Here is a 19736-nt window from a genome sequence, read left to right on the forward strand (position 1 = left end):
ATAAAATCCTGGTTTAAAGCAAGGTTGTGACAGATGGCGGCCCGGAAAGTTTAATTGCGCCGCTGTTGGTCTTTCCATTCCCGATGGGCGATCATGATGTCGACGACTTGGCGGGGATCGTCGGTGATCGTGATCAACGACAGGTCCTCCTCGGAAATCGTACCGTATTCCAGCATCTTGCATTTCATCCAATCCACCAATCCGTTCCAGAAATCGCCGCCGAACAAGACCAGCGGCAACGGATAGATCTTGTGAGTTTGCATCAGCGTCAGCGCTTCGAAAAACTCGTCCAACGTACCGAAACCGCCGGGCATGCACACGTAACCCATCGAATAGCGGACGAACATGACCTTGCGGACGAAAAAATAGCGAAAATTCAGCGACAGGCTTTGGTAGGGGTTGGGCTTTTGCTCCATAGGCAACTCGATGTTCAGACCGATGGATGTCTGGCCCTGGGCCAGCGCGCCCTTGTTGGCGGCTTCCATGATGCCCGGCCCGCCGCCGCTGATGATCGCGAAACCATGTTGGCTGAGCAGCTCGGCCAATTCGACGGTCTTTTGGTAATAAAAGTGTTCCGGCTCCAGCCGCGCCGAGCCGAAAATGGAAACCGCGTCGCACAGATCCGACAGTTCGTCGAAGCCTTCGGTGAATTCGCTAATGATCCGGAAAATGCGCCAAGACTGATCGCCTTTCAAGTCGTCGATGATGCTCGGCGAGCTATTCCTGTTTTTGATACAAACCATGGGTATTTCCTGAAAGATGCCGCGTGGCGGCGCAAAATGGGGTTAGCGGAGGCGAGCTGGCATCATCCGGGTGGCAATCGATACGCCAATCTACCGCCGAGCAGGGTGTGCGTGACCCGGCCGGTCAAGGTTTGTCCCCAATAGGGCGTATTGCAACCGGCGCTCAGCCATTGGCCACGTTCGACCCGCCAAAGGTACTCGGGGTCGAACACGCAAACGTCGGCGGGGCACCCCGGTGTCAGCGAGCCGGCGTTCAGGCTCAATATACCCGCCGGCTTCTCGGTGAGACTGGCGATGGCGCGCGCCAGACTCAAGCCATGTTGGCGGGCGTAGGCCAAGGTCAACGGCAGCAGCGTCTCCAGCGCGGCGATGCCGGGTTCGGTTTCCGGGAATGCGCCGAGCTTGGCGTCCAGGTCGTGGGGCTGGTGGTCGGAACAAATCGCGTCTAGCGTACCGTTGGCGAGACCGTCGCGCAGATATTGGCGGTCGATATCGTTGCGTAGCGGCGGAATCACGTGGTAATTGCTGTCGAACGGCGTAATGTCGTTCTCGGTTAGGTGCAGTTGGTGTACCGCGACGTCGGCGGTGACGTTCAGCCCGTATTTTTTCGCCTGCTGAATTTTAATCACCGACTGTCGGCAGCTGACTTGACTGATATGCACGCGGCAACCGGTCAGCTCGGCGAGTTCCAGGCACTGGGCCAACGCAATCGACTCGGCCGCTTCCGGAATGCCCGGCAGACCGTAACGGCTGGCGACCGCGCCTTCATGGGCACATCCCTTGCCGCTCAGCGAGGCTTCGTTGGCGCGATACATCAACAGCAGACCGTGACTGCCGGCGTATTCCATGGCCCGGCGCAGGATCAACAGGTTGGCGAGCGGCGCGCTGGCGTTGCCGACCGCGATGCAGCCGGCCTGTTTCAGTGCGAACATCGTGCTCAGCTCGCTGCCCGCCAGGCGTTGCGTCAAGGCGGCGACCGGGTGGATTTGCGGGTATTCGGCTTTTTCGGCCTTGTCCTTGATGAATTCGACGACGGCCGGCGTATCGATGACCGGTTGGGTATCCGGCGGCAGGCACAACGAGGTGACGCCGGCGGCCAGCGCGGCGCGCGATTCGCCGAGGATATTGCCTTTTTGGGTTTGGCCCGGCTCGCGCAGCCGCACGCTCATATCGACGAAGCCGGGACAAACGATTTGGTTGGCGGCGTCGATGATTTGATCCGCACTGAAGTCGTCGCCGACTAAACCGACGATTTTACCGTCGGCGATCGCCAGATCGGCTTGGGCGTCGATCCGGTTGGCCGGATCGATCACCCGGCCGTTCTTGATCAATATTTTGCTCACGCCGTTCCTCCCTGACCGGACATCGTCATCGACATAATCGCCATTCTCACCGAAATACCGTTACTAACCTGTTGCAGAATCACCGACTGGGGACCGTCGGCGACGCTGGAGGCGATCTCCACGCCACGATTGATCGGGCCGGGATGCATGACGACGGCATCCGGCTTGGCGCGTTGCAGCCTGGCCTCGGTCAGGCCGAAGCAACGGAAAAATTCGCTTTCGCTCGGCAAAAAGGCCGAATTCATCCGCTCTTTTTGCAATCTGAGCATGATGACCACATCGACATCGTCCAAGCCCTCATCCATGTCATGCACGGCGACGACGCCCATGCTGGCGACCTGAGCCGGCAACAAGGTTTTTGGGGCGATGACCCTGACTTCGGCAACACCCAAGGTATTCAGCGCGACGATTTGCGAGCGGGCTACCCGCGAATGCAAAATGTCGCCGACGATGGCGACCTTCAGTCCTTCGAAACGCTGTTTATATTGGCGGATCGTGTACATATCCAGCATCGCCTGGGTCGGATGGGCATGTTGACCGTCGCCGGCATTAATCACGCTGATATGCGGCGCGACATGCTGCGCGATGAAATGCGCGGCGCCGCTCAATGCGTGACGGACCACGAACATGTCGACGTGCATTGCTTCCAGGTTATGTATCGTGTCCAGCAGGCTTTCGCCCTTGGCCGTGGACGAAGTGGCGATGTTCATATTCATCACGTCGGCCGACAGCCGGGCGGCGGCCAGTTCGAAAGTGGCGCGGGTACGAGTGCTGTTTTCGAAAAACAGATTGACGATGGTTTTGCCGCGTAGCAGCGGCACTTTTTTGACTTGATGCTCCGACATGCCGGCGAAGGATTCGGCGGTGTCGAGGATCTCGGTCAACAGTTCGCGGCTCAGACCTTCAATGGATAGAAAATGCTTGAGCTTACCCTGCTCGTTGAGCTGCAAATGCTTGGTCATGCAGGTACTCCGCTAGGGGTTTGAATTTCGATGCCCAAGGGTTCCGGGCCAGTCAGTTTGATGCGCTGATTGCCGGACAAATCGATGCGGATGCCCCGGCAATCCGGTTGCAGCGGTATCTGCCGACCGTCGCGTTCTATCAACACTGCCAACACCACTTGGTTGGGCCGGCCGTAGTCGAAAATTTCGTTCAGCGCGGCCCGCGCGGTGCGACCGGTATAGAACACGTCGTCGATCAAAATAATGTCGCGGCCTTCCAGATGCGGCGGCAATTGGCTGGTTTTGATCTTGGGATGCATGCCGATTTGCGAAAAATCGTCTCGGTAAAAGGTGATGTCCAACAAGCCCAACGGCTCGCTGCCGCCCAAGCGGCGATGCATGTGATTGGCGACCCAGGCGCCGCCGCTATGAATCCCGATCAGCAGCGGGTTGTGCAGCTTGCGTTCGGCGATTTGCTGGCGTATCGCCAACTCCAGTGCGTCGAGTAATACATCAATGTTTAAAGTAGCGGTTGACATGGCGGTTGGCGGTTGGATTGTAATTATTATAGGAAAAACCAGCGAAGAAAAAACCGGGCCGAAGCGGCCTCGACTAGCGGTCGAACCAGCTCTGCAGAATGATTTGAGCGGCCAATTGGTCCTGCACGGCCCATAGTTTAGCAGCGCTGACATGCAGATCGTCGTACAGCATTTGCTTGGCGGCGAACGTGGTCAGGGTTTCGTCGATCTGATGCACCGGCAGTTGGTAGCGGCCGTGCAATTGCCGGCAAAATTTCCGCATACGGGGGGTGATGACGTTGTCGCTGCCGTCTTGTTGCCGGGAAATGCCGACCACCAGGCCGACCGGTTGCCATTCGACAATCAATTTGCCGATGGCTTGCCAGTCCGGCACTTGCTGAATCGAGCGCAACGTGGCCAGCGGACTGGCGATGCCGGTGTCGGCATGGCCGACCGAGACGCCGATTTTCTTGTTGCCGAAATCGAAACCCAGATACGTGTCGCTACTCAGTTTGGCGGCCAAGGGGTCGCGGTTAACCATGGCCGGCCGGCGTGGTCAGGCGATTGATGTCGATGCCAAGTTGGCTGGCGGCGGCATTCCAGCGCTGGCTGATCGGCGTGTGATACAGGATCGTTTCGCCGGACGGGGTATTCAGCCAAGCGTTTTCGACGATCTCTTTTTCCAGTTGGCCGCTACCCCAGCCGGCGTAACCGAGAGCGATCAGATAATCCCTAGGCCCCTTGCCCTTGGCAATGGCTTCGAGGATGTCGCGCGAGCTGGTCAACGTAATGTTTTCAGCGGTCGGAATGCTGGAATCCCAGTGCTGTTCGCAAAAACCGTGGATGACGAAGCCGCGTTCCTGCTGCACCGGTCCGCCGGCGAAGACCGGCGTTTCCAGCACGTCGTTCAGGTCGCAATCGATGCCCATTTGTTCGAAGATGTCGCGCAATTTCATACCGGTCGGTCGATTGATGACGATACCCAGCGCGCCTTCGTCGTTATGCTGGCATAGGTAGGTCACGGTATGAAAAAAGTGCGGATCGGCCAAACTGGGCATGGCGATCAGAAATTGGTTATTCAGATAAGTCGCGTCTGTCATGGGAATACTGTTGGGCTAGCGGGCGGTCATCCCGGTTTCGTCTGAAAATTTCCAGACTCTGGTTATTACCAAAACGTTCACTTCGCGCATCAATTCCTCGGGCAATTCGGCAAACGGCGCGCTCATCTTGACAATCCGCTTGGCGGCGTCGTCCAAGGCCGGGTTGCCGGAAGACCGGACGATGCGCATGCTGTAAATACTGCCGTCGGCGTTGATGCCGACATCCATGGTCAGCATTTGCTGGGAGCCGGCTTTACGCGCAGCCTCAGGATAATTCAGATTGCCGGTACGCTCAACCTTGTCCTCCCAATCCTTGACGTATTGCGCCGCCAAATATTTATGCGTGCTGATGGCGTTGACGGACTTGATCTTGGTGTTTTCGGCGCTGAGCTGGCTGGCCCGGATACGCTCGCCGAGTTGGGCGATCTGCTGTTGCAAGGCTTCGGCCGACAATTTCGGTTTGTCTTCGAGCGGCTCGGCCACCTGTTCCGGTTCGACCGCCTGCTCGGGGCGCGATTCGACCTTGACCGGCGCTTGCGCCTGGGTCAGGACTTTTTGCACGACGGGTTTGGGAGACGGTGCCGCCGGCACGGGCGCGGCTTTAGGCCGCGGCTGACTTTCGGTTTGTTCCGCTCTCGGTAGAGTTTGCGGAATCGTCGCCGGCTTGCGGGTTTCGCGGCCTGCGCCTATTTGGTGATCGGCGGCCAAGTATTTGGCTTCCTTGGGCGCCTGCTTGGCCGGCGCGTGCGAGACCGTGATTTCGATCGATTTGTCGGCCTTGGGCGGATGCGGCGCGGTGAAATTGACGCCGAGCAGGACCGCGACATGAATGATCGCCGCGACGAATAGCGCGGTGAGCAGCGTGTCGCTTTGCGATAACGGCGTTGGCGTCAATGGCGGTGCGGACATTTCAGGCGGATACCTTGGCGGCGATATGGTCCATCAACTGGGCGCTGATGTTGATGCCGAATTGCTTGTCCAATTCCTGAACGCAGGTCGGGCTGGTAACGTTGACTTCGGTCAGATAGTCGCCGATCACGTCCAGACCGACAAAAATCAGACCTTTTTCGCGCAACACCGGGCCGACTTGCTCGGCGATCCAGCGATCCCTGGCGCTCAATTCGCGTCCTTCGCCGCGGCCGCCGGCCGCCAGATTGCCCCGGCTTTCGCCGCTGGCCGGGATGCGGGCCAAGCAATAAGGGACCGGCTCGCCGTTGACCATCAAGATGCGTTTGTCGCCGTCCCTGACTTCCGGCAGGTATTTTTGCGCCATGATGAAGCGGCTGCCGTGGTCGGTCATCGTTTCCAGAATCACGCTCAGGTTGGGATCGCCTTCGCGGACGTAGAAAATCGACGCGCCGCCCATGCCGTCCAGCGGCTTCAGAATGATTTCGCGGTGCTCCGCCAGGAATTCGCGAATGCGTTGCCGTTCGCGAGCCACCAAGGTGTCGGTGCAGCATTGCGGGAACCAGGCCGTGTACATTTTTTCGTTGGCGTCGCGTAGCGATTGCGGCTTATTGACCACGTAAACGCCCTGACGCTCGGCCTGTTCCAGCATGTAGGTCGCGTAGATGTATTCCTGATTGAACGGCGGGTCCTTGCGCATGATGATCGCATCGAGATCGGCCAATTCAATGCGTTGTTCGCCGGTAAACTCAAACCATCCGTTCGGATTGCGTTCCACCCTCAGCAGCCGGCTGCGGGCATAAGCATGGCCGTTGCTGAGGTAAAGATCGGCGAGCTCCAGATAATGCAATTCCCAGCCTCGCGCCTGGGCCTCCAACAGCATGGCGAAACTGGTGTCTTTCTTGATGTTGATTTGGTCTATGGGGTCCATGACCATGCCGAGTTTGATAGCCATTGCTGTCCTTTCGCGGGGAAAACCGGAGAAAATAAGTCCGATTCTATCAAATTTATTTTCCGGGCTGTGGTTTACCGGCTTAAGTTTTTTGATATAAAGCGCGGCTATTTTGAATTAAAAGCTCGCACTGAGGTAGTCATGTCCAGAGTATGCCAAGTAACAGGTAAAAACCCGCTGAGCGGCAATAACGTGTCGCACGCAATGAACCACACCAAAAGACGTTTTTTGCCCAATCTGCATTACCACAGATTTTGGGTCGAGAGCGAAAACCGTTGGGTCCGCTTGAGAGTGTCGCCGAAAGGCATGCGCATCATCGATAAAAACGGCATAGACTCAGTGTTGGCCGACATCCGCAAACGCGGCGAAAAAGTTTAAGGAGACTGACCATGCGCGACAAAATCAAATTGGTATCCAGCGAAGGCACCGGCCATTTCTATACCACCACCAAAAACAAAAAAACCATGCCCGAAAAAATGGAGATCAAAAAATACGATCCCGTCGTTCGCAAGCATGTGATGTACAAAGAAGCCAAAATCAAATAAAGGCTTTCCGTCCGCTGGATTGGGCCGGATGCCATCGCATCGCCGGCCCGGCTAGCGCGGTTTTTTCAATTCGGCCAGTTCGGCCTTCAACGCTTCAGTGTATTTGGCGAGTGCCAGATACTTCATCTCCAAAGCCTTTTTCTCGGCATCCAAAATATTGTATTTGGTCTTCAGTTGCTGCAACAAGCGGCGCATGCGCACCGTATCGTCTTGCAGCGACGACGATTCGGCGAACGATGCCTGGGTCGTCGCCGGCAAACTGCTGACCGGTTGCGGTTCGCTACCGGTGGTGTCGATGAAGTTACTGGTTTCGACGCCGTCGTCGATCGGAAACGACGAGGCCGTTTTCAATTGACCGGGATCGATCTGGTCTAAACCGCCGTTCAGGATCAAAGCGTTGAATTTGTGCCGGAGCAGGATGAACGCGGCGGTGGCGCTCATGCGGCCGCTTTGGCAAACCACCACGATGGGGTGTTGACGATTCAAGGTCTTGATCTGCATCCGCAACGAGTAAAACGGCACGTTGATACTGAGCGGCAAATGACCTCGGCGATATTCGTCCGGCTCGCGCACGTCGATCAAATCGGCGCCCTTGGCCACCAGATCCTGCATCTCGTAATAATCGACGTACTTCAACGTGGGCGTCTTGATCAGCGTGATGAAGGCTTCCTTGGCCAGGCGCAACAACGACACCTCGGTCAGCGCGGTGATCGAAACGTTACGAGGCTCGCCGGAAATCAGGGCGTCCTCGCCGAAGGTATCCTGATTGCCCAACTGCGCCAATTTAATGTCCTTGGCGTTGGGCGCCGGCTTGCGGCTGACCAGACATTGGCCTTTCTTGACGATGTAGTAATAGTCGCCGACATCGCCTTGCCTGACAATGACGTCGCCGGGATTGAAGCGGACCTCCTGCAAACCCATCAAAATTTTTTGCAAATTGGCGGGAGGCAACGCGCGAAATACCGGGGACTTCAACAACGTCGTCATCCAATCGTCGTTTTCCTCGACATCGTCAACTATCATATAACTCTCGGTTTCTTCGTACGGCGGCTCTTGCGCGGCCCTGATCATATCAGCACTCAAGCGTAAAAATCGAATCCTGCTATCCGCGAGCGCATTGACTTTTCGTGGGATCTGGTGCGCCAGCGCGAAGCGGGCCGACGTGCCGCCGGCCTTGATGGTTTCTATCGTCAACTCGTCAGTCTGCAGTGTGACGCTGCCGTCGATCAAATAAATCAGATCGTTACGATCCTCGCCGTAGCGAAACAAATAATCGCCCACTTCGGCCTGTTCGATCTCGACCAGCCCGCACAACTCCTCGAACTTGTTGAACGGCAGCGTCGACAGCGGTATCAGTTGCCGGATGACCCGGCCTTCGGCGGAATGGATATCGACAGCCACGGGTCAGTTGCGGATAAAAAGTGGTGGGATTGCGTCGGATGCACTTGAATTATGATAGAACATTATTACTTATAGGCTTGTAGAAACATTTCGTCATCCAGCTTGTCCATGCTGGCATTTTTAACCGCCTAAAACCCGAAACCATGATGAAGATTACCCGATTGTTACTGATTATAGCGATAGGTCTCCAAAGCACCGGGGGCATGGCCGCGCTGCCTGGCCAAGTGGATGGCAGTCCGCTGCCGTCGTTGGCGCCGATGCTGGAACAAAGCATGCCCGCCGTGGTGAACATTTCCACCTCCACCAATGTGCGGATGCAGGAAAATCCGTTGATGAACGATCCGGTGTTTCGGCGCTTCTTCAACATTCCTAACAATCCGCGCCAGCAACAAAAAAACAGTCTGGGTTCCGGCGTCATCGTCGATAAGGATCAAGGTTACGTGCTGACCAATAACCACGTCATCGACAAAGCCGACAAGATCACCGTGACCTTGGCCGACGGCCGGCAATTGAACGCCAAACTGCTCGGCGCCGATCCGGAAGCCGACGTGGCGGTTATTCAAATTCCGGCCGACAATCTGACCGCGTTGAAAGTCGCCGACTCCGGCCAACTCAAGGTCGGCGACTTCGTCGTGGCGATCGGCAACCCCTTCGGCCTCGGCCAAACCGTGACCTCCGGCATCGTCAGCGCCTTGGGCCGCTCCAATTTGGGTATCGAAGGTTACGAAGATTTCATTCAAACCGACGCCTCGATCAACCCCGGCAACTCCGGTGGCGCGCTAGTCAATCTGCGCGGCGAATTCGTCGGCATGAACACCGCGATTCTGGCGCCCAGCGGCGGTAACGTCGGCATCGGTTTCGCGATTCCGTCCAACATGGCAATGCGCCTGATGGAGTCGTTGGTTCAGCACGGCGAAGTCCGTCGCGGTCTGCTCGGCGTGACCACTCAGGATTTGACGCCGGATCTGATCAAGGCCTTTTCGTTGAAAAGCCAGCACGGCGCCGTGGTTAGCCGGGTCGAAGCCGGTTCGCCAGCCGAGAAAGCCGGCCTGGAACCCGGCGACATCATCGTCGGCATCAACGGTCAGGACGTCAAGGGCGGCAGTGCCCAAATCCGCAATGCCGTCGGCTTGCTGCAAATCGGCGACACCGCCAATCTGGACGTCGTGCGCGGCGAAGAGCGGATGAATCTGCAAGCCACGATAGGCAAACCCAAGCGTCCGCAATTGGCCGGCGACAAACTGCACCCCACGCTGAGCGGCGCGGCGCTGGGCGTGACGCCCAAGGATCAGGTCGAAGGCGTGCTGATCGAAAAAGTCGAGCAAAACTCCAAGGCCTGGAAAACCGGTTTACGCCCCGGCGACATCATCGTTACCGCCAACCGCTACCGGGTGCGCAATCTCGATGAAATAAAACAGGTGGTTAATCCGAATGCCCCGCTGCTAGTCAATCTGCAACGCGGCGGAGAAGCGTTTTTCGTAGTACTGCAATAAATTGAAAAAAGCCGGGGTAAACTGGATTGCCCCGGCTTTCATCGAGCTACTTCGCACTATTCGGAAAATAGAACGACACGATTAACGTAATTAACGGCAAAGCACCGATCTTTATCAGCTCAAAAATATCCACCAACGCTTTGTTGTCGGGATAACTGGCGTATCCAACGAATACCCCAATACAAATCGCCGCCATGCCCATTAACACCTGGCGGGCCAATTTTAGCCTATCGCTCTCGTCGAGTCCGACTTGGCTATCGCTCCGAAAAGCATCGTTGATATCAACGTCCCGGGATTGCGGCTTTTCAGCCATCAGACCCCCACAATTCTGCCGATGGCTTGCAATTCATGACTGTCGGCATTTTCGCGCACGATACCCAATGAATTGCCCTTGGATTTCTCCTGCTCGGCAACAGCCAGCAACGCGAAAGCCCGGCGCATGGCTTCGGCTTTGCTGATGCCTTCCTTGCGCGAAATTTCGGTGAGTTTTTGGTCGATCTCGGCGGAAAGATCTATCGTAAAGCGTGGCATGTCAATGCTCCTAAAAGTGAAACCGTCGACACAAAAGACTACTGCGAAATTACTGTAAATACAATGCAAATCAACTCAGCATCGCCTTCAAATTGGCCAAATTGGCCTTGCCGCGCTGTTTGCTTTCTTCCGGTGCCAACTGTTTCTTGTTGGCCCACTCCAAATCCTCTTCCGGCAATTCCGCCAAAAACCGGCTGGGTTCGCATTCGGCCATTTCGCCGTAGCGCTTGCGATGGGTGCAATAACTGAAGGTTAAGGTCCGTTGGGCGCGGGTGATACCCACGTAGGCCAGCCGGCGTTCTTCCTCGATGTTGTCGGTCTCGATGCTGTTTTGATGCGGCAGCAGGTTTTCTTCCATGCCGATCATGAACACATGCGGAAACTCCAGACCCTTGGCGGCGTGCAGCGTCATCAGACTGACTTGATCGCCGGCCTGCTCTTCCTGGTTGCGGTCTAGGATGTCCAGCAACATCACCTTGGCGATGACTTCGGCCAGCGACTTCCCGGCGCCCGCCGCATGCGTCGCGCTAGCTCCGGCATCCCCGTCGCCGTTAGCTCCGTCTTTTACGGCGATGCGCTCCAGCCATTCGACCAGTTCCAGCACGTTTTTCATCCGCCGTTCGGCCGCCGCCGGCGTTTTGCTGTTTTCCTGCAACCAGGATTGGTAATGAATCTGGTCGATCAGACGGTGGATGGTCTTGAAGGTGTCGCCGGTTTCGACCTCGCGGGCAGTGTCGGTAATCAGCTCGCAAAACTTGTGCAAACGTTGCGTCGATTTTTCCGAGATGCGCTGTTGCAAGCCGAACTCGCCGCAGGCGTCGAACAGACTGATATGCCGTTCGTTGGCGTAAGCGCCGAGTTTTTCCAGCGTGGTCGGGCCGATCTCGCGGCGTGGGGTGTTGATCACCCGCAAAAATGCCGCGTCGTCACCGGGATTGACCAACAAGCGCAGATAGGCCAACACGTCCTTGATCTCGGCGTGAGAAAAAAACGAGGCGCTACCGCTGATGAAGTAGGGCACGTTGTTCTCGCGTAATTCCTTCTCGAACAACCGCGACTGATGATTACCGCGATACAGAATCGCGTAATCGCCGTACGAGCCGCCGGTCTTGAAGCGGTGGTGGACGATTTCGGCGACGATCTGCTTGGCCTCGGCAATGTCGTTTTTATGGCTCAGCACTCGCAGCGGGTCGCCGAAACCCAGCTCGCTCCATAATTTCTTTTCGAAGGTATGCGGATTGTTGGCGATCAGGTGGTTGGCGACTTTCAAGATTCGCCCGGCCGAGCGGTAGTTTTGCTCCAGCTTGATGACCTGCAAGCGGCCGAAATCCTTCTGTAACTGACTGAGATTTTCCGGCTGCGCCCCGCGCCAGGCGTAAATCGACTGGTCGTCGTCGCCGACCACGGTAAAGCGGCCCAAGTTGCCGGCCAACAGTTTCACCAGTTGGTACTGGGTGATGTTGGTGTCCTGGTACTCGTCCACCAGCAAATAGCGAATTCGGTTCTGCCATTTTTCCAGCACCGGCGCATGCTGTTGAAACAGCAACACCGGCAACAGAATCAAGTCGTCGAAATCCACCGCGTTGTAGGCTTTCAGGCTGCGGGTGTAGGCCTCGTACAGCCTGGCCGGCGCGTGCAGCGCCGCGTCCGGCAAATGCAGGGCCTGCTTGGGGGTGACGAAGGCGTTCTTCCATTGGCCGATCTGCCAGTTGTATTGGTCGATCTGATCCTCGTCGCAATCCTTGATGCCGTGGCTGACCAGATTTTTCAGCAAGCTCAGCCGGTCTTGTTCGTCGAACAGGCTGATGCTGGATTTGTACTCCAGCGTCTTGTACTCGGCGCGCAGTATGTCCAGGCCCAGCGAGTGAAAGGTCGAAACCCTAAGTCCCCGGCTTTGCTTGTCGTCCAACAACTTGGACACCCGGCTCTTCATCTCCCGCGCCGCCTTGTTGGTGAAGGTCACCGCCGCGATATGCCGGGCCGGGGTGCCTTGCCGCACCAGATAGGCGATTTTCTCGGTAATCACCCGGGTCTTGCCGCTGCCGGCGCCGGCCAACACCAGCAGCGGATGATCGATGGTTTTGACGGCGGCGAGTTGTTGCGGATTGAGTTTGGGGGACACGGACGGCGAATACAGCGAAACAACGAAGCGCTTATTATCTCAGGCCGGGGTGGTTTGTGCCGAGAGCATTTAGGGCGCGGCATTACAAGAATCCCTGTAAAACGAAAGTAGGAAGTTGCCTGCTATTTTAGTTTTTCCGTAGAATTGAACGCCTATCGAGCTTCCCGCCATTTGCAGCACCGTCATTTGGTCTGCTCCCTTAATTGCGATGATTTGTCGAGGTGATTCATGTCCGCCGTGGTTAAACAAACCCGCTACACCGCCGAAGAATACTTAAGCCTGGAACGCAGCGCCGCGATTAAAAGCGAATTCCACGACGGGCAAATCCATGCCATGACCGGTGCCAGCCGCGAGCATAATTTGATAACCATCAATATCGCTGGAGAGTTACGAAGACAACTGAAAAACCGCCCCTGCGAAGCCTATGTCAACGACATGCGGGTCAAGGCCGCCAAGGCCCGCAGCTATCATTACCCGGATGTCGCCGTGGTTTGCGGCAAACCGGAGTTCGAAGACACCCAGTTGGATACCTTGCTCAATCCCACGCTGCTGATCGAAGTGTTATCACCGTCCACCGAGGCCTACGACCGCGGTGCAAAGTTTGCCCATTATCGAAAAATCGCCAGTTTGCGCGAATATCTGCTGGTCACCCAGGATCAGCCCGGCATCGAGCGCTATCTGCGCCAAGGCGAAGTCTGGATATTGAGCGAATCGCTGGGATTGGACGCGAACGTGCCCCTTGAAAGCATCGACTGCCAACTCAGCTTGCGCGAGGTTTATGACAAGGTATGTGAGAACGGCGAAAATCAGGTGGGTTAAGCTAGTCGTGTTTCAGCAGCGGTGCTAGCGCCATCGGTTACTATCATGCGGAGAAACGCCTGTCGGCTTACGCGGGTTTTGCAAGACCTGGCGCCGATGGATTTCTGCTGGCTTGTTGCTCGGTTTGGTGCTTATTTAATTAAATCCAGCGGACTGGTCACGCCTTTACCGCCTTTGTTCAGTACATGGGTGTATATCATGGTCGTGGGTAACTATTCAGAGGCCGTTTGGGGGGAAGGTGGTTACCAATGGCGTCAAGTTAAGCGGTTACAGTCAATGTAAGCCGCTGGCTGAGCGGAGCCGAAGCCAGCGATTTCGCTTCGACTCCGCTCAGCGAACGGCATAGCTGACATCAAGGTATTCACCCCCCGCTCCGTCGGGAGAGGGCGTTTTTACTTCGCGCTGAATAGTTACGGTTGTGGAGACATCGCTGTGGCCGAGCAATTCCCGCACGGTACGAATATCGTAGCCGGCTTGCAATATATGGGTCGCGAAAGAATGGCGCAGAGTATGCGGCGAAGTCGGCTTGACGACGCCCGCCGCCGCGGCCGCTTTTTTGACATAGCGCTGCACCTGTTTTTCATAGACATGGTGGCGGCGTTCGCCTTTGGAACGCGGATCGACGGAATAATTTGCCGCTGCAAACACCTATTGCCAGCCCCATTCCCTTGCCGCGTTGAGATATTTGACCGCCAGCGCGTCGGGCAACCAGACATCGACTTTCCCCAAGCGCAAATCCTCATCGTGCCAAGACTTGCGCAGCGCCAGTTGTGTCCGCATCAGCTCCAACAAACTATCCGGCAACATCGTTACGCGGTCTTTGCCGCCCTTGCCGTCGCGAACCACAATCTCCTTGCGGGATAACTCCACATCCTTGATCCGCAAACGAACCGCTTCCATCAATCGCATGCCGGTGCCGTAAAGCAAGCGGATGAGGAGGCCTATGGGCGGCGACGCTGATTCCGCGTGTTTGAGCAGTTGCCGCACTTCGGCCGTCGTCAACACCACCGGCAATCCGCGCGGCTTTTTCGAGCGCTCGAAGCCGTCCAACCAAGGCAATTGCACCGCTAGCATGTCGCGATACAAAAACAGAATGGCCGACAAAGCCTGATTTTGCGTGGAGCTGGAGACATGCCGCTGGGTTGCCAGATAGGTCAAGAACCGTTCGACTTCGGCCGCACCCATCTCCGTCGAATGACGCTTGGCGTTAATAAAATAAATTGCTTAATCCAGTAGACATAGGTATCCTCGGTACTCAGACTGTAGTGCTTGAAACGAATTTTATCGCGTACCTGATCCAGTCGTTTTTTTGGCGGTGCCGATGTCGTATTTGTTTCCATAACATGTCCCGTTTGCCCGAGCGAATTCTTTCACAAACAATAACTTGCTATCATGAAAAAAGGATTATACGACATAATGCCCTGGATTATAGGACAAGCAATGTCGTATACATTACGTTATGAACACCCAAATTCCAGAGTGAGTTTTAACATTGAGCACACGAATATCTGCAATAAGGAATAACGTTCAAGATAGGACTTCAGAGGCTTGGAAGAAGCTTTGTGAGTATGTCGATGAGCTCGCAGATAATGGTGGTGGTGAGTTTTCACCAAAGGAAGTACTAGGTGCTGAATTATTTAGCGAAATTCGGGAATTACCTGAATCAATAGCCAAATTAAATAAAGTTAAGAAGGTTTGGCTTTACGGCAGCATGATAGAAAGAATTCCGCCAGAGATTGGCGAAATGGAGTCGCTGGAATTTTTTGATCCGTATACTTCTTATGAGCTGCATTGGTTACCGTACGAGATTATACGATGTAAGCGGCTTAAGGGCAGTCGGATTAGCACGAGAGCATTATATGGAAACTGTAAAAATCGTATGGGCTTTCCAGGACTTGATAGAAATCCGGTGAGGTACGCACAAGAAACCGTTAAATGTAGTATCTGTAACAAAGAGATGGATTACGATAAAACCAATCAACTATGGGTTTCTCTTCGTATTGGTACGGATGTAGTCCCGCTATTAATAAATAGTTGTTCTGAGCAATGTGAGAGTCTGATTCTCTCTCCTCCGGAAAACTATGTCCCATACCCTCACAAAGGTGGAAGCAGCTTGAAGCAGCCGCTAACCGAGGACGAGAAATGGAAGTTAGAAGTGGAAAACCCTGAAAAGAGCGATCAGATTAAGCCCGAAGTTGAAGTTGTTGAAAAGGAAGAAAGGAAACTTTTCTCGGTTATCCGAAAGATCTGGGAAAAACAATGAATAGAGGCAAAGCTCATAACGAGCGTATCAACTTGACCCCAAAAAGCTCCGCCGCTATCGCCGCTCCGCTTTTCTGGGCACGTTATACCTATCGTTATGCGCTTTAGAGACAATTCGGCATGGAAGATCTTACAAATAGGTATCTAGCAAGTTGTTCACCATATATCAGCAGCTTGGTCTACGATATTGGTAACAGAACACTGGTCCTTGAATGTGTACCGGACCCAAATAGCTTAAAGCCGCACACCAAAGTAATTTTTACCGGTATCCGCTCCTACTCCGAAGAAACTATCGATGATGAATACGACGACATGTGTATGGATGGTGTTGTAGGCATGCATTGGGTTCGTGAACATATTTTTTGTCTTCGTACAGATAAGAAAGAAATCATCCTGGAATTAGAAAATGAGCCGCGATTGGAATTCATCGCATAACCCACGGGTCAACTTGACCGGCAAAAGCTCTGCGGCCTTCGCCGCTACGCTTGCGCCGTCAAGTTACCCTTATCGTTAGGCATTAACCGCATGACGACCTCTCAAACAACCATGGACTTTCTCCTAGACCAACTCTCGAGTCTAGGCCAAGTATCCGCAAAAAAGATGTTTGGGGAGTACTGTTTGTATTTGGCGGGGAAACCCGTCGCACTAGTCTGCGACGATCAGCTGTTTCTAAAACCCACGAGTACTGGCCGAGGGTTTATTTCACAGGTAATTGAAGGCTCTCCTTATCCCGGAGCAAAACCCCACCTTTTAGTTACCGCAGACTTGTGGGAAGACAGAGACTGGCTAAGCCAGTTAATTCAGGTTACGGCAAATGAGCTCCCCCAACCCAAGCCCAAGAAGAAAAATGCCTAACGAATAAGGTTAGATGGTGCGAGCGCAACGCGCGAAGCCACCATCTGAACCGATTGTTGGACAAGCCCTGGGTTCGGTAGGTCACTTTAATATAAGAAAATAGCTTTTCGGTGTTTTGGGCGGTTGCGGTCTGTTTATGACGTTGCTTTCAAAAAACAGACCGCAGTGATCGTGATGGCGGTTAGGCCTCTCTATCGTCTTGGGCTGCAACCCTTTGAGCTTGAGGTGTTTAAGATGGCTTTGATAGTTTGGCTTGAAATCGGATTCGGGTGATGGTGTCATTGACGAGTAACCTCATGATTCGTCGTGGAATGTCCACTCTTAAAGAGGGCGTGAGGTTACATTTTATGAACTACCTGCCAATCGGGATATTCTCCGCGTTAGCGGCTTCGTCCAACATGGCGCTCAATCGGAGCGCGGTTATAACGCGGCTTTATTCCTCAGCTTTCTGTGTCGCGCCCGGTTAGCTCTACGTTAGGCACCTCAAATTTTCCGGAGCTACTATGTCACGCCCATTTCTCGGTCGATCAGCCATCGTAGATATCATCAAGGATGAAGAGCGCACGAATGCCGTTCAAAAGCGTGAAGGACTGATGAATCATCCGGTGCGCTTTACGGTATGTGGTTACTCAGATCCGAACCGTGGTGGCTGGCATACCATTAATGCGGATCGCACGGTTCCATCGTCTGGTGAGTGCGAGGCACTTCTCAAAGCGGATAATATCGCGCGTAAGTCCAAGAAGCCTAACAAAGGTAAGGGACCGACAAGTTCCTACACATTAATATTTTGGTACCTTATAAATACAATACATAGGAAAGTAGAAAACTTATGATTAAAAAACTATTATCAACTGCAACGCTTATGTCATTTCCCTTGCTGGCGGCAGGGGCAAATACAGCAACAGATACAACGACCATCCTTATTATTAATGAGTCATCAAGTATACTTACTTACAACCCATCATATTGGGATGAGCCTAGAGAGCTAATTAATGCTAATTTTGGTGGATTAGTTCGGGTCTTACAAACTGATTACTATATCGATACTAAGTATGACGGTACTCCAAGTTATGAGCCTTTAACTTTACGTAACATTAGTATAAATTTTCCAACATTAGATCTTCCACCTGAAGTATCTGGTTTCAGTCCTATATATAGCATCGGTCCTTTTAACATGTTTGGCACAGAAATATCCGGTTTTGAGTGGAATTTTTGCGCTCTTGAAACCGCAATGGGATATATGTGCTCAAATACAACTTTGCATTGGGGCGTTCCTGAAAGTCTTGTGGGCACATTTGATGGCACACATCTTATAATCGACGGGTATCTGTCGCATGACTGGTCAGGAGGTTACTATAGCTTTCACGTCGAGGCGTCACCAGTGCCACTACCAAGTGCTTTAGCACTATTTGCCAGTGGCATTGCCGCAGCATTTGGAATGCTAAGATTCAAAGCATCAAATAAGCCCGCGTAGATACTATTAGCGATAGCATAATCGGAGGAATGTTGGTTTGAATTGTGCGAACACAAGCTAATCCCAGCAGCCCGTTGCAAAAGTGAAATCGCCGTCCAACCCCTCATTCAAGCGGGACGCCTCACGGCACACCTTAATTTAAGCGTTAGGCGAGGAATATTTATGACCACAGCCGCTTCAAATGCAAAAAGTAGTATTGAGGTAACAGTTACGCACAACCCTTTTGCGTTCTTCTATAAAGCACTCACTGCTACGATTACGATCAACGGAAATATAGAACGCAAACCTTGGGGGAAATATGTCTATGATTTACCTCCCGGAGATTACGAAGTCGCTGCATCCTATCCATGGATTTTGCGCGAATGTGGTAAAAATTCCGTTCGTTTTACTCTAGCGCCAGGTCAAACAAAAAAGTTAGATATTGCGCCCGGTTAATACGCTTCATTCCTGGCGCCATCAGCGTTGCTTGAAATTCAATACTAACCCGCATGTTGTTTCAAAATAAAAACCAACCGCAATCGAAGAACCACTCACATGCCCGCTTGCGCGAAAAGTTGAGTAGGCCGGTGAATTAAGACGTTATGCAGTAATAACCCAACTTACCTCGGAGTCATGGTTATGAGTGAAGATAGAACAATGCGCACTTACAGAAACTTGCCATACACGCCCAAGGAAATATACCGCGCTTTTTCATCAGCTGATTTGTTGGCTTTATGGTGGGGGCCTGAAGGTTTTTCCAACACCTTTGAAATTTTTGAGTTCACTGAAGGTGGTCGCTGGAAGTTCATCATGCACGGCCCTGATGGGAACAACTATCCCAATGACAGTTTCTTCGAGGAACTTGTACCTGATACCAAAATCGTGATCCATCATGATTGCCCTCCAAACTTCAAGCTTACCGTGCAACTCGTTCCTGTCAGCGAAGGTACGCACTTGACTTGGGAACAGGTATTCGAAGACGCCGAAACAGCTCAAGCCGTCAAGCAAAGGGTTGGCTCCGCAAACGAGCAGAATATTGATCGTCTGACACGTGTGCTCGGCAAAGGCCCCAATGCATAACATGGCGCTCGACCGGAGCTCGGTTTTACGACGGTATTATTTTTCAGCTTTCCGTGCCGCGACCGGTTAGCTTGAGGCGTCATAACAAACCCGTCGCGCATGCGGCCAAATAGGGGACATCACCTTGCCCGAGAGCGCCTTTTCCATCGTGAGCATTGCCGCCATGGCGGCCTGGTTGGGCCTTGCGGTCGCGGCTCCACTACCGGCCGGCCGAACTCGCGAGAACATCTTGTTCGTCAGCGGTCGAGTAGCACCACTCCTGCTCTGCACGGCTTATGTCGCGTTTCTCGCTCGGTACTGGGGTTCAACGCCCGGCGGAGGATTTCAGTCGCTTGAGGCCGTGCAGATTCTGTTCGCCGCCCCTGGCAAGATGCTCGGCGCTTGGACGCACTTTCTCGCCTTCGACCTTCTCGTCGGCAGGTGGTTGGTCGACGACGCGTCGTCCGAAGGCAATTCCCGCCTTCCGCTTGTTATCGCCCTGCCCGCCACGTTCCTGTTTGGCCCGCTCGGACTATTGCTTTACTTGGCAGGTCGAGCGCTACTCAGCGCAAAGCGGGCGCGGGCGCAGTGAGGTCTACCCCACTTAGTTCAGTTAGTTATAGTAGGATTCGGCGGCCCATGGCATTCGTCGTTCGATATCCGCAAGCGTCCGAGCCTTGCGCAGTCCTGTAA

The 19736-nt window shown here is 54.0% G+C and carries 26 protein-coding genes and 1 pseudogene; 12 read left to right on the forward strand and 15 right to left on the reverse strand.

The genetic code is table 11. The features are described 5' to 3' along the window. Nucleotides 1–50: 50 nt before the first annotated feature. From ACP4CD_RS16690 to gshB, 8 genes are all read right to left on the reverse strand, one after another. Nucleotides 51–743, reverse strand: a complete 693-nt coding sequence (locus ACP4CD_RS16690; RefSeq protein ID WP_071158495.1) for a TIGR00730 family Rossman fold protein — start codon at nt 741–743, stop codon at nt 51–53. A gap of 62 nt (nt 744–805) precedes the next feature. Next, nucleotides 806–2086 (reverse strand): dihydroorotase, encoded by a 1281-nt coding sequence (locus ACP4CD_RS16695; protein WP_426991707.1) that lies wholly within the window; start codon nt 2084–2086, stop codon nt 806–808. Then, nucleotides 2083–3048, reverse strand: coding sequence for an aspartate carbamoyltransferase catalytic subunit (locus ACP4CD_RS16700; protein ID WP_064024678.1), 966 nt, complete (start codon nt 3046–3048; stop codon nt 2083–2085). The genes ACP4CD_RS16695 and ACP4CD_RS16700 overlap by 4 nt, the downstream gene beginning before the upstream one ends. Further along, nucleotides 3045–3566: a bifunctional pyr operon transcriptional regulator/uracil phosphoribosyltransferase PyrR gene (gene pyrR, locus ACP4CD_RS16705; protein ID WP_064024676.1), complete on the reverse strand. Its 522-nt coding sequence runs from the start codon at nt 3564–3566 to the stop codon at nt 3045–3047. The genes ACP4CD_RS16700 and pyrR overlap by 4 nt, the downstream gene beginning before the upstream one ends. 73 nt (nt 3567–3639) lie before the next feature. Beyond that, on the reverse strand, nt 3640–4086 hold the full coding sequence (gene ruvX, locus ACP4CD_RS16710; protein WP_064024674.1) for a Holliday junction resolvase RuvX: 447 nt from the start codon (nt 4084–4086) through the stop codon (nt 3640–3642). After that, entirely contained in the window at nt 4079–4645 is a 567-nt protein-coding gene (locus tag ACP4CD_RS16715; RefSeq protein ID WP_064024672.1) for a YqgE/AlgH family protein, read from the reverse strand. The genes ruvX and ACP4CD_RS16715 overlap by 8 nt, the downstream gene beginning before the upstream one ends. Before the next feature lie 15 nt (nt 4646–4660). Next, entirely contained in the window at nt 4661–5554 is an 894-nt protein-coding gene (locus ACP4CD_RS16720; protein ID WP_426991709.1) for an energy transducer TonB, read from the reverse strand. A gap of 1 nt (nt 5555) precedes the next feature. Further along, a complete protein-coding gene (gshB, locus tag ACP4CD_RS16725) occupies nt 5556–6506 on the reverse strand; it encodes a glutathione synthase (RefSeq protein WP_064024669.1) in 951 nt (316 codons plus the stop codon). Between the two features lie 138 nt (nt 6507–6644). Between gshB and rpmB the strand changes: the two genes are divergently transcribed. Continuing rightward, on the forward strand, nt 6645–6881 hold the full coding sequence (gene rpmB / locus ACP4CD_RS16730; protein WP_064024667.1) for a 50S ribosomal protein L28: 237 nt from the start codon (nt 6645–6647) through the stop codon (nt 6879–6881). Between the two features lie 11 nt (nt 6882–6892). Then, entirely contained in the window at nt 6893–7048 is a 156-nt protein-coding gene (gene rpmG / locus ACP4CD_RS16735) for a 50S ribosomal protein L33 (protein ID WP_064024665.1), read from the forward strand. A gap of 51 nt (nt 7049–7099) precedes the next feature. Here the strand turns inward: rpmG and ACP4CD_RS16740 are convergent, their stop codons facing one another. Continuing rightward, nucleotides 7100–8449: a cyclic nucleotide-binding domain-containing protein gene (locus tag ACP4CD_RS16740; protein ID WP_064024663.1), complete on the reverse strand. Its 1350-nt coding sequence runs from the start codon at nt 8447–8449 to the stop codon at nt 7100–7102. A gap of 146 nt (nt 8450–8595) precedes the next feature. Here ACP4CD_RS16740 and ACP4CD_RS16745 point away from each other — a divergent pair, with 146 nt between their 5' ends. Beyond that, nucleotides 8596–9942: a DegQ family serine endoprotease gene (locus ACP4CD_RS16745; protein WP_064024691.1), complete on the forward strand. Its 1347-nt coding sequence runs from the start codon at nt 8596–8598 to the stop codon at nt 9940–9942. Between the two features lie 46 nt (nt 9943–9988). On the opposite strand, the gene ACP4CD_RS16750 is transcribed toward ACP4CD_RS16745, so the two are convergent. The 3 genes from ACP4CD_RS16750 to rep form a co-directional block, all read right to left on the reverse strand. Beyond that, nucleotides 9989–10255 (reverse strand): hypothetical protein, encoded by a 267-nt coding sequence (locus ACP4CD_RS16750; RefSeq protein WP_426991710.1) that lies wholly within the window; start codon nt 10253–10255, stop codon nt 9989–9991. Then, a complete protein-coding gene (locus ACP4CD_RS16755; protein WP_064024659.1) occupies nt 10255–10473 on the reverse strand; it encodes a ribbon-helix-helix protein, CopG family in 219 nt (72 codons plus the stop codon). The genes ACP4CD_RS16750 and ACP4CD_RS16755 overlap by 1 nt, the downstream gene beginning before the upstream one ends. A 70-nt stretch (nt 10474–10543) precedes the next feature. After that, complete coding sequence (gene rep, locus ACP4CD_RS16760) at nt 10544–12595, reverse strand: DNA helicase Rep (RefSeq protein ID WP_426991712.1); 2052 nt, start codon at nt 12593–12595, stop codon at nt 10544–10546. Nucleotides 12596–12823: 228 nt separating this feature from the next. Here rep and ACP4CD_RS16765 point away from each other — a divergent pair, with 228 nt between their 5' ends. Then, entirely contained in the window at nt 12824–13414 is a 591-nt protein-coding gene (locus ACP4CD_RS16765; RefSeq protein WP_426991713.1) for a Uma2 family endonuclease, read from the forward strand. A gap of 330 nt (nt 13415–13744) precedes the next feature. On the opposite strand, the gene ACP4CD_RS16770 is transcribed toward ACP4CD_RS16765, so the two are convergent. The 3 genes and pseudogenes from ACP4CD_RS16770 to ACP4CD_RS16780 form a co-directional block, all read right to left on the reverse strand. Further along, a complete protein-coding gene (locus tag ACP4CD_RS16770) occupies nt 13745–14062 on the reverse strand; it encodes a tyrosine-type recombinase/integrase (RefSeq protein ID WP_426991714.1) in 318 nt (105 codons plus the stop codon). Next, nucleotides 14063–14488: a tyrosine-type recombinase/integrase gene (locus ACP4CD_RS16775; RefSeq protein WP_426994701.1), complete on the reverse strand. Its 426-nt coding sequence runs from the start codon at nt 14486–14488 to the stop codon at nt 14063–14065. 42 nt (nt 14489–14530) lie between these two features. Next, nucleotides 14531–14754 (reverse strand): annotated as a pseudogene (locus ACP4CD_RS16780) (phage integrase N-terminal SAM-like domain-containing protein); the annotation flags it as partial. Between the two features lie 152 nt (nt 14755–14906). On the opposite strand from ACP4CD_RS16780, the gene ACP4CD_RS16785 reads away from it, so the two are divergent. The 8 genes from ACP4CD_RS16785 to ACP4CD_RS16820 all read left to right on the forward strand — a co-directional run bounded on the left by ACP4CD_RS16785 (nt 14907) and on the right by ACP4CD_RS16820 (nt 19635). Beyond that, nucleotides 14907–15677, forward strand: a complete 771-nt coding sequence (locus ACP4CD_RS16785) for a hypothetical protein (RefSeq protein ID WP_426991715.1) — start codon at nt 14907–14909, stop codon at nt 15675–15677. 119 nt (nt 15678–15796) lie between these two features. Then, the gene (locus ACP4CD_RS16790; RefSeq protein WP_064024648.1) at nt 15797–16111 is read left to right on the forward strand and encodes a hypothetical protein; all 315 of its coding nucleotides are present in this window, start codon (nt 15797–15799) and stop codon (nt 16109–16111) included. A gap of 111 nt (nt 16112–16222) precedes the next feature. After that, complete coding sequence (locus tag ACP4CD_RS16795) at nt 16223–16531, forward strand: TfoX/Sxy family protein (protein WP_269454743.1); 309 nt, start codon at nt 16223–16225, stop codon at nt 16529–16531. A gap of 503 nt (nt 16532–17034) precedes the next feature. Further along, nucleotides 17035–17364 (forward strand): hypothetical protein, encoded by a 330-nt coding sequence (locus tag ACP4CD_RS16800; RefSeq protein ID WP_426991717.1) that lies wholly within the window; start codon nt 17035–17037, stop codon nt 17362–17364. Then, nucleotides 17361–18005 (forward strand): hypothetical protein, encoded by a 645-nt coding sequence (locus ACP4CD_RS16805; protein WP_157197712.1) that lies wholly within the window; start codon nt 17361–17363, stop codon nt 18003–18005. Before ACP4CD_RS16800 ends, ACP4CD_RS16805 begins: the two co-directional genes overlap by 4 nt. 162 nt (nt 18006–18167) lie before the next feature. Further along, nucleotides 18168–18440 (forward strand): hypothetical protein, encoded by a 273-nt coding sequence (locus ACP4CD_RS16810; RefSeq protein ID WP_426991718.1) that lies wholly within the window; start codon nt 18168–18170, stop codon nt 18438–18440. Between the two features lie 183 nt (nt 18441–18623). Next, nucleotides 18624–19064, forward strand: coding sequence for an SRPBCC domain-containing protein (locus tag ACP4CD_RS16815; protein ID WP_426991720.1), 441 nt, complete (start codon nt 18624–18626; stop codon nt 19062–19064). A gap of 124 nt (nt 19065–19188) precedes the next feature. Beyond that, the gene (locus tag ACP4CD_RS16820) at nt 19189–19635 is read left to right on the forward strand and encodes an abscisic acid-deficient protein Aba4 family protein (protein ID WP_426991722.1); all 447 of its coding nucleotides are present in this window, start codon (nt 19189–19191) and stop codon (nt 19633–19635) included. The last annotated feature ends 101 nt before the right edge of the window (nt 19636–19736 follow it).

The organism is Methylomonas stagni (assembly GCF_050154735.1).
GTDB lineage: Bacteria > Pseudomonadota > Gammaproteobacteria > Methylococcales > Methylomonadaceae > Methylomonas > Methylomonas koyamae_A.

Bases quoted from the DNA above. Each gene is read 5' to 3' on its own strand.
- ACP4CD_RS16690 (WP_071158495.1), bottom strand. From the start codon at position 743: ATGGTTTGTATCAAAAACAGGAATAGCTCGCCGAGCATCATCGACGAC.
- ACP4CD_RS16700 (WP_064024678.1), bottom strand. From the start codon at position 3,048: ATGACCAAGCATTTGCAGCTCAACGAGCAGGGTAAGCTCAAGCATTTT.
- pyrR (WP_064024676.1), bottom strand. From the start codon at position 3,566: ATGTCAACCGCTACTTTAAACATTGATGTATTACTCGACGCACTGGAG.
- ruvX (WP_064024674.1), bottom strand. From the start codon at position 4,086: ATGGTTAACCGCGACCCCTTGGCCGCCAAACTGAGTAGCGACACGTAT.
- ACP4CD_RS16715 (WP_064024672.1), bottom strand. From the start codon at position 4,645: ATGACAGACGCGACTTATCTGAATAACCAATTTCTGATCGCCATGCCC.
- ACP4CD_RS16720 (WP_426991709.1), bottom strand. From the start codon at position 5,554: ATGTCCGCACCGCCATTGACGCCAACGCCGTTATCGCAAAGCGACACG.
- gshB (WP_064024669.1), bottom strand. From the start codon at position 6,506: ATGGCTATCAAACTCGGCATGGTCATGGACCCCATAGACCAAATCAAC.
- rpmB (WP_064024667.1), top strand. From the start codon at position 6,645: ATGTCCAGAGTATGCCAAGTAACAGGTAAAAACCCGCTGAGCGGCAAT.
- rpmG (WP_064024665.1), top strand. From the start codon at position 6,893: ATGCGCGACAAAATCAAATTGGTATCCAGCGAAGGCACCGGCCATTTC.
- ACP4CD_RS16745 (WP_064024691.1), top strand. From the start codon at position 8,596: ATGAAGATTACCCGATTGTTACTGATTATAGCGATAGGTCTCCAAAGC.
- ACP4CD_RS16750 (WP_426991710.1), bottom strand. From the start codon at position 10,255: ATGGCTGAAAAGCCGCAATCCCGGGACGTTGATATCAACGATGCTTTT.
- ACP4CD_RS16755 (WP_064024659.1), bottom strand. From the start codon at position 10,473: ATGCCACGCTTTACGATAGATCTTTCCGCCGAGATCGACCAAAAACTC.
- ACP4CD_RS16765 (WP_426991713.1), top strand. From the start codon at position 12,824: ATGTCCGCCGTGGTTAAACAAACCCGCTACACCGCCGAAGAATACTTA.
- ACP4CD_RS16775 (WP_426994701.1), bottom strand. From the start codon at position 14,488: ATGCTAGCGGTGCAATTGCCTTGGTTGGACGGCTTCGAGCGCTCGAAA.
- ACP4CD_RS16790 (WP_064024648.1), top strand. From the start codon at position 15,797: ATGGAAGATCTTACAAATAGGTATCTAGCAAGTTGTTCACCATATATC.
- ACP4CD_RS16795 (WP_269454743.1), top strand. From the start codon at position 16,223: ATGGACTTTCTCCTAGACCAACTCTCGAGTCTAGGCCAAGTATCCGCA.
- ACP4CD_RS16800 (WP_426991717.1), top strand. From the start codon at position 17,035: ATGTCACGCCCATTTCTCGGTCGATCAGCCATCGTAGATATCATCAAG.
- ACP4CD_RS16805 (WP_157197712.1), top strand. From the start codon at position 17,361: ATGATTAAAAAACTATTATCAACTGCAACGCTTATGTCATTTCCCTTG.
- ACP4CD_RS16810 (WP_426991718.1), top strand. From the start codon at position 18,168: ATGACCACAGCCGCTTCAAATGCAAAAAGTAGTATTGAGGTAACAGTT.
- ACP4CD_RS16815 (WP_426991720.1), top strand. From the start codon at position 18,624: ATGAGTGAAGATAGAACAATGCGCACTTACAGAAACTTGCCATACACG.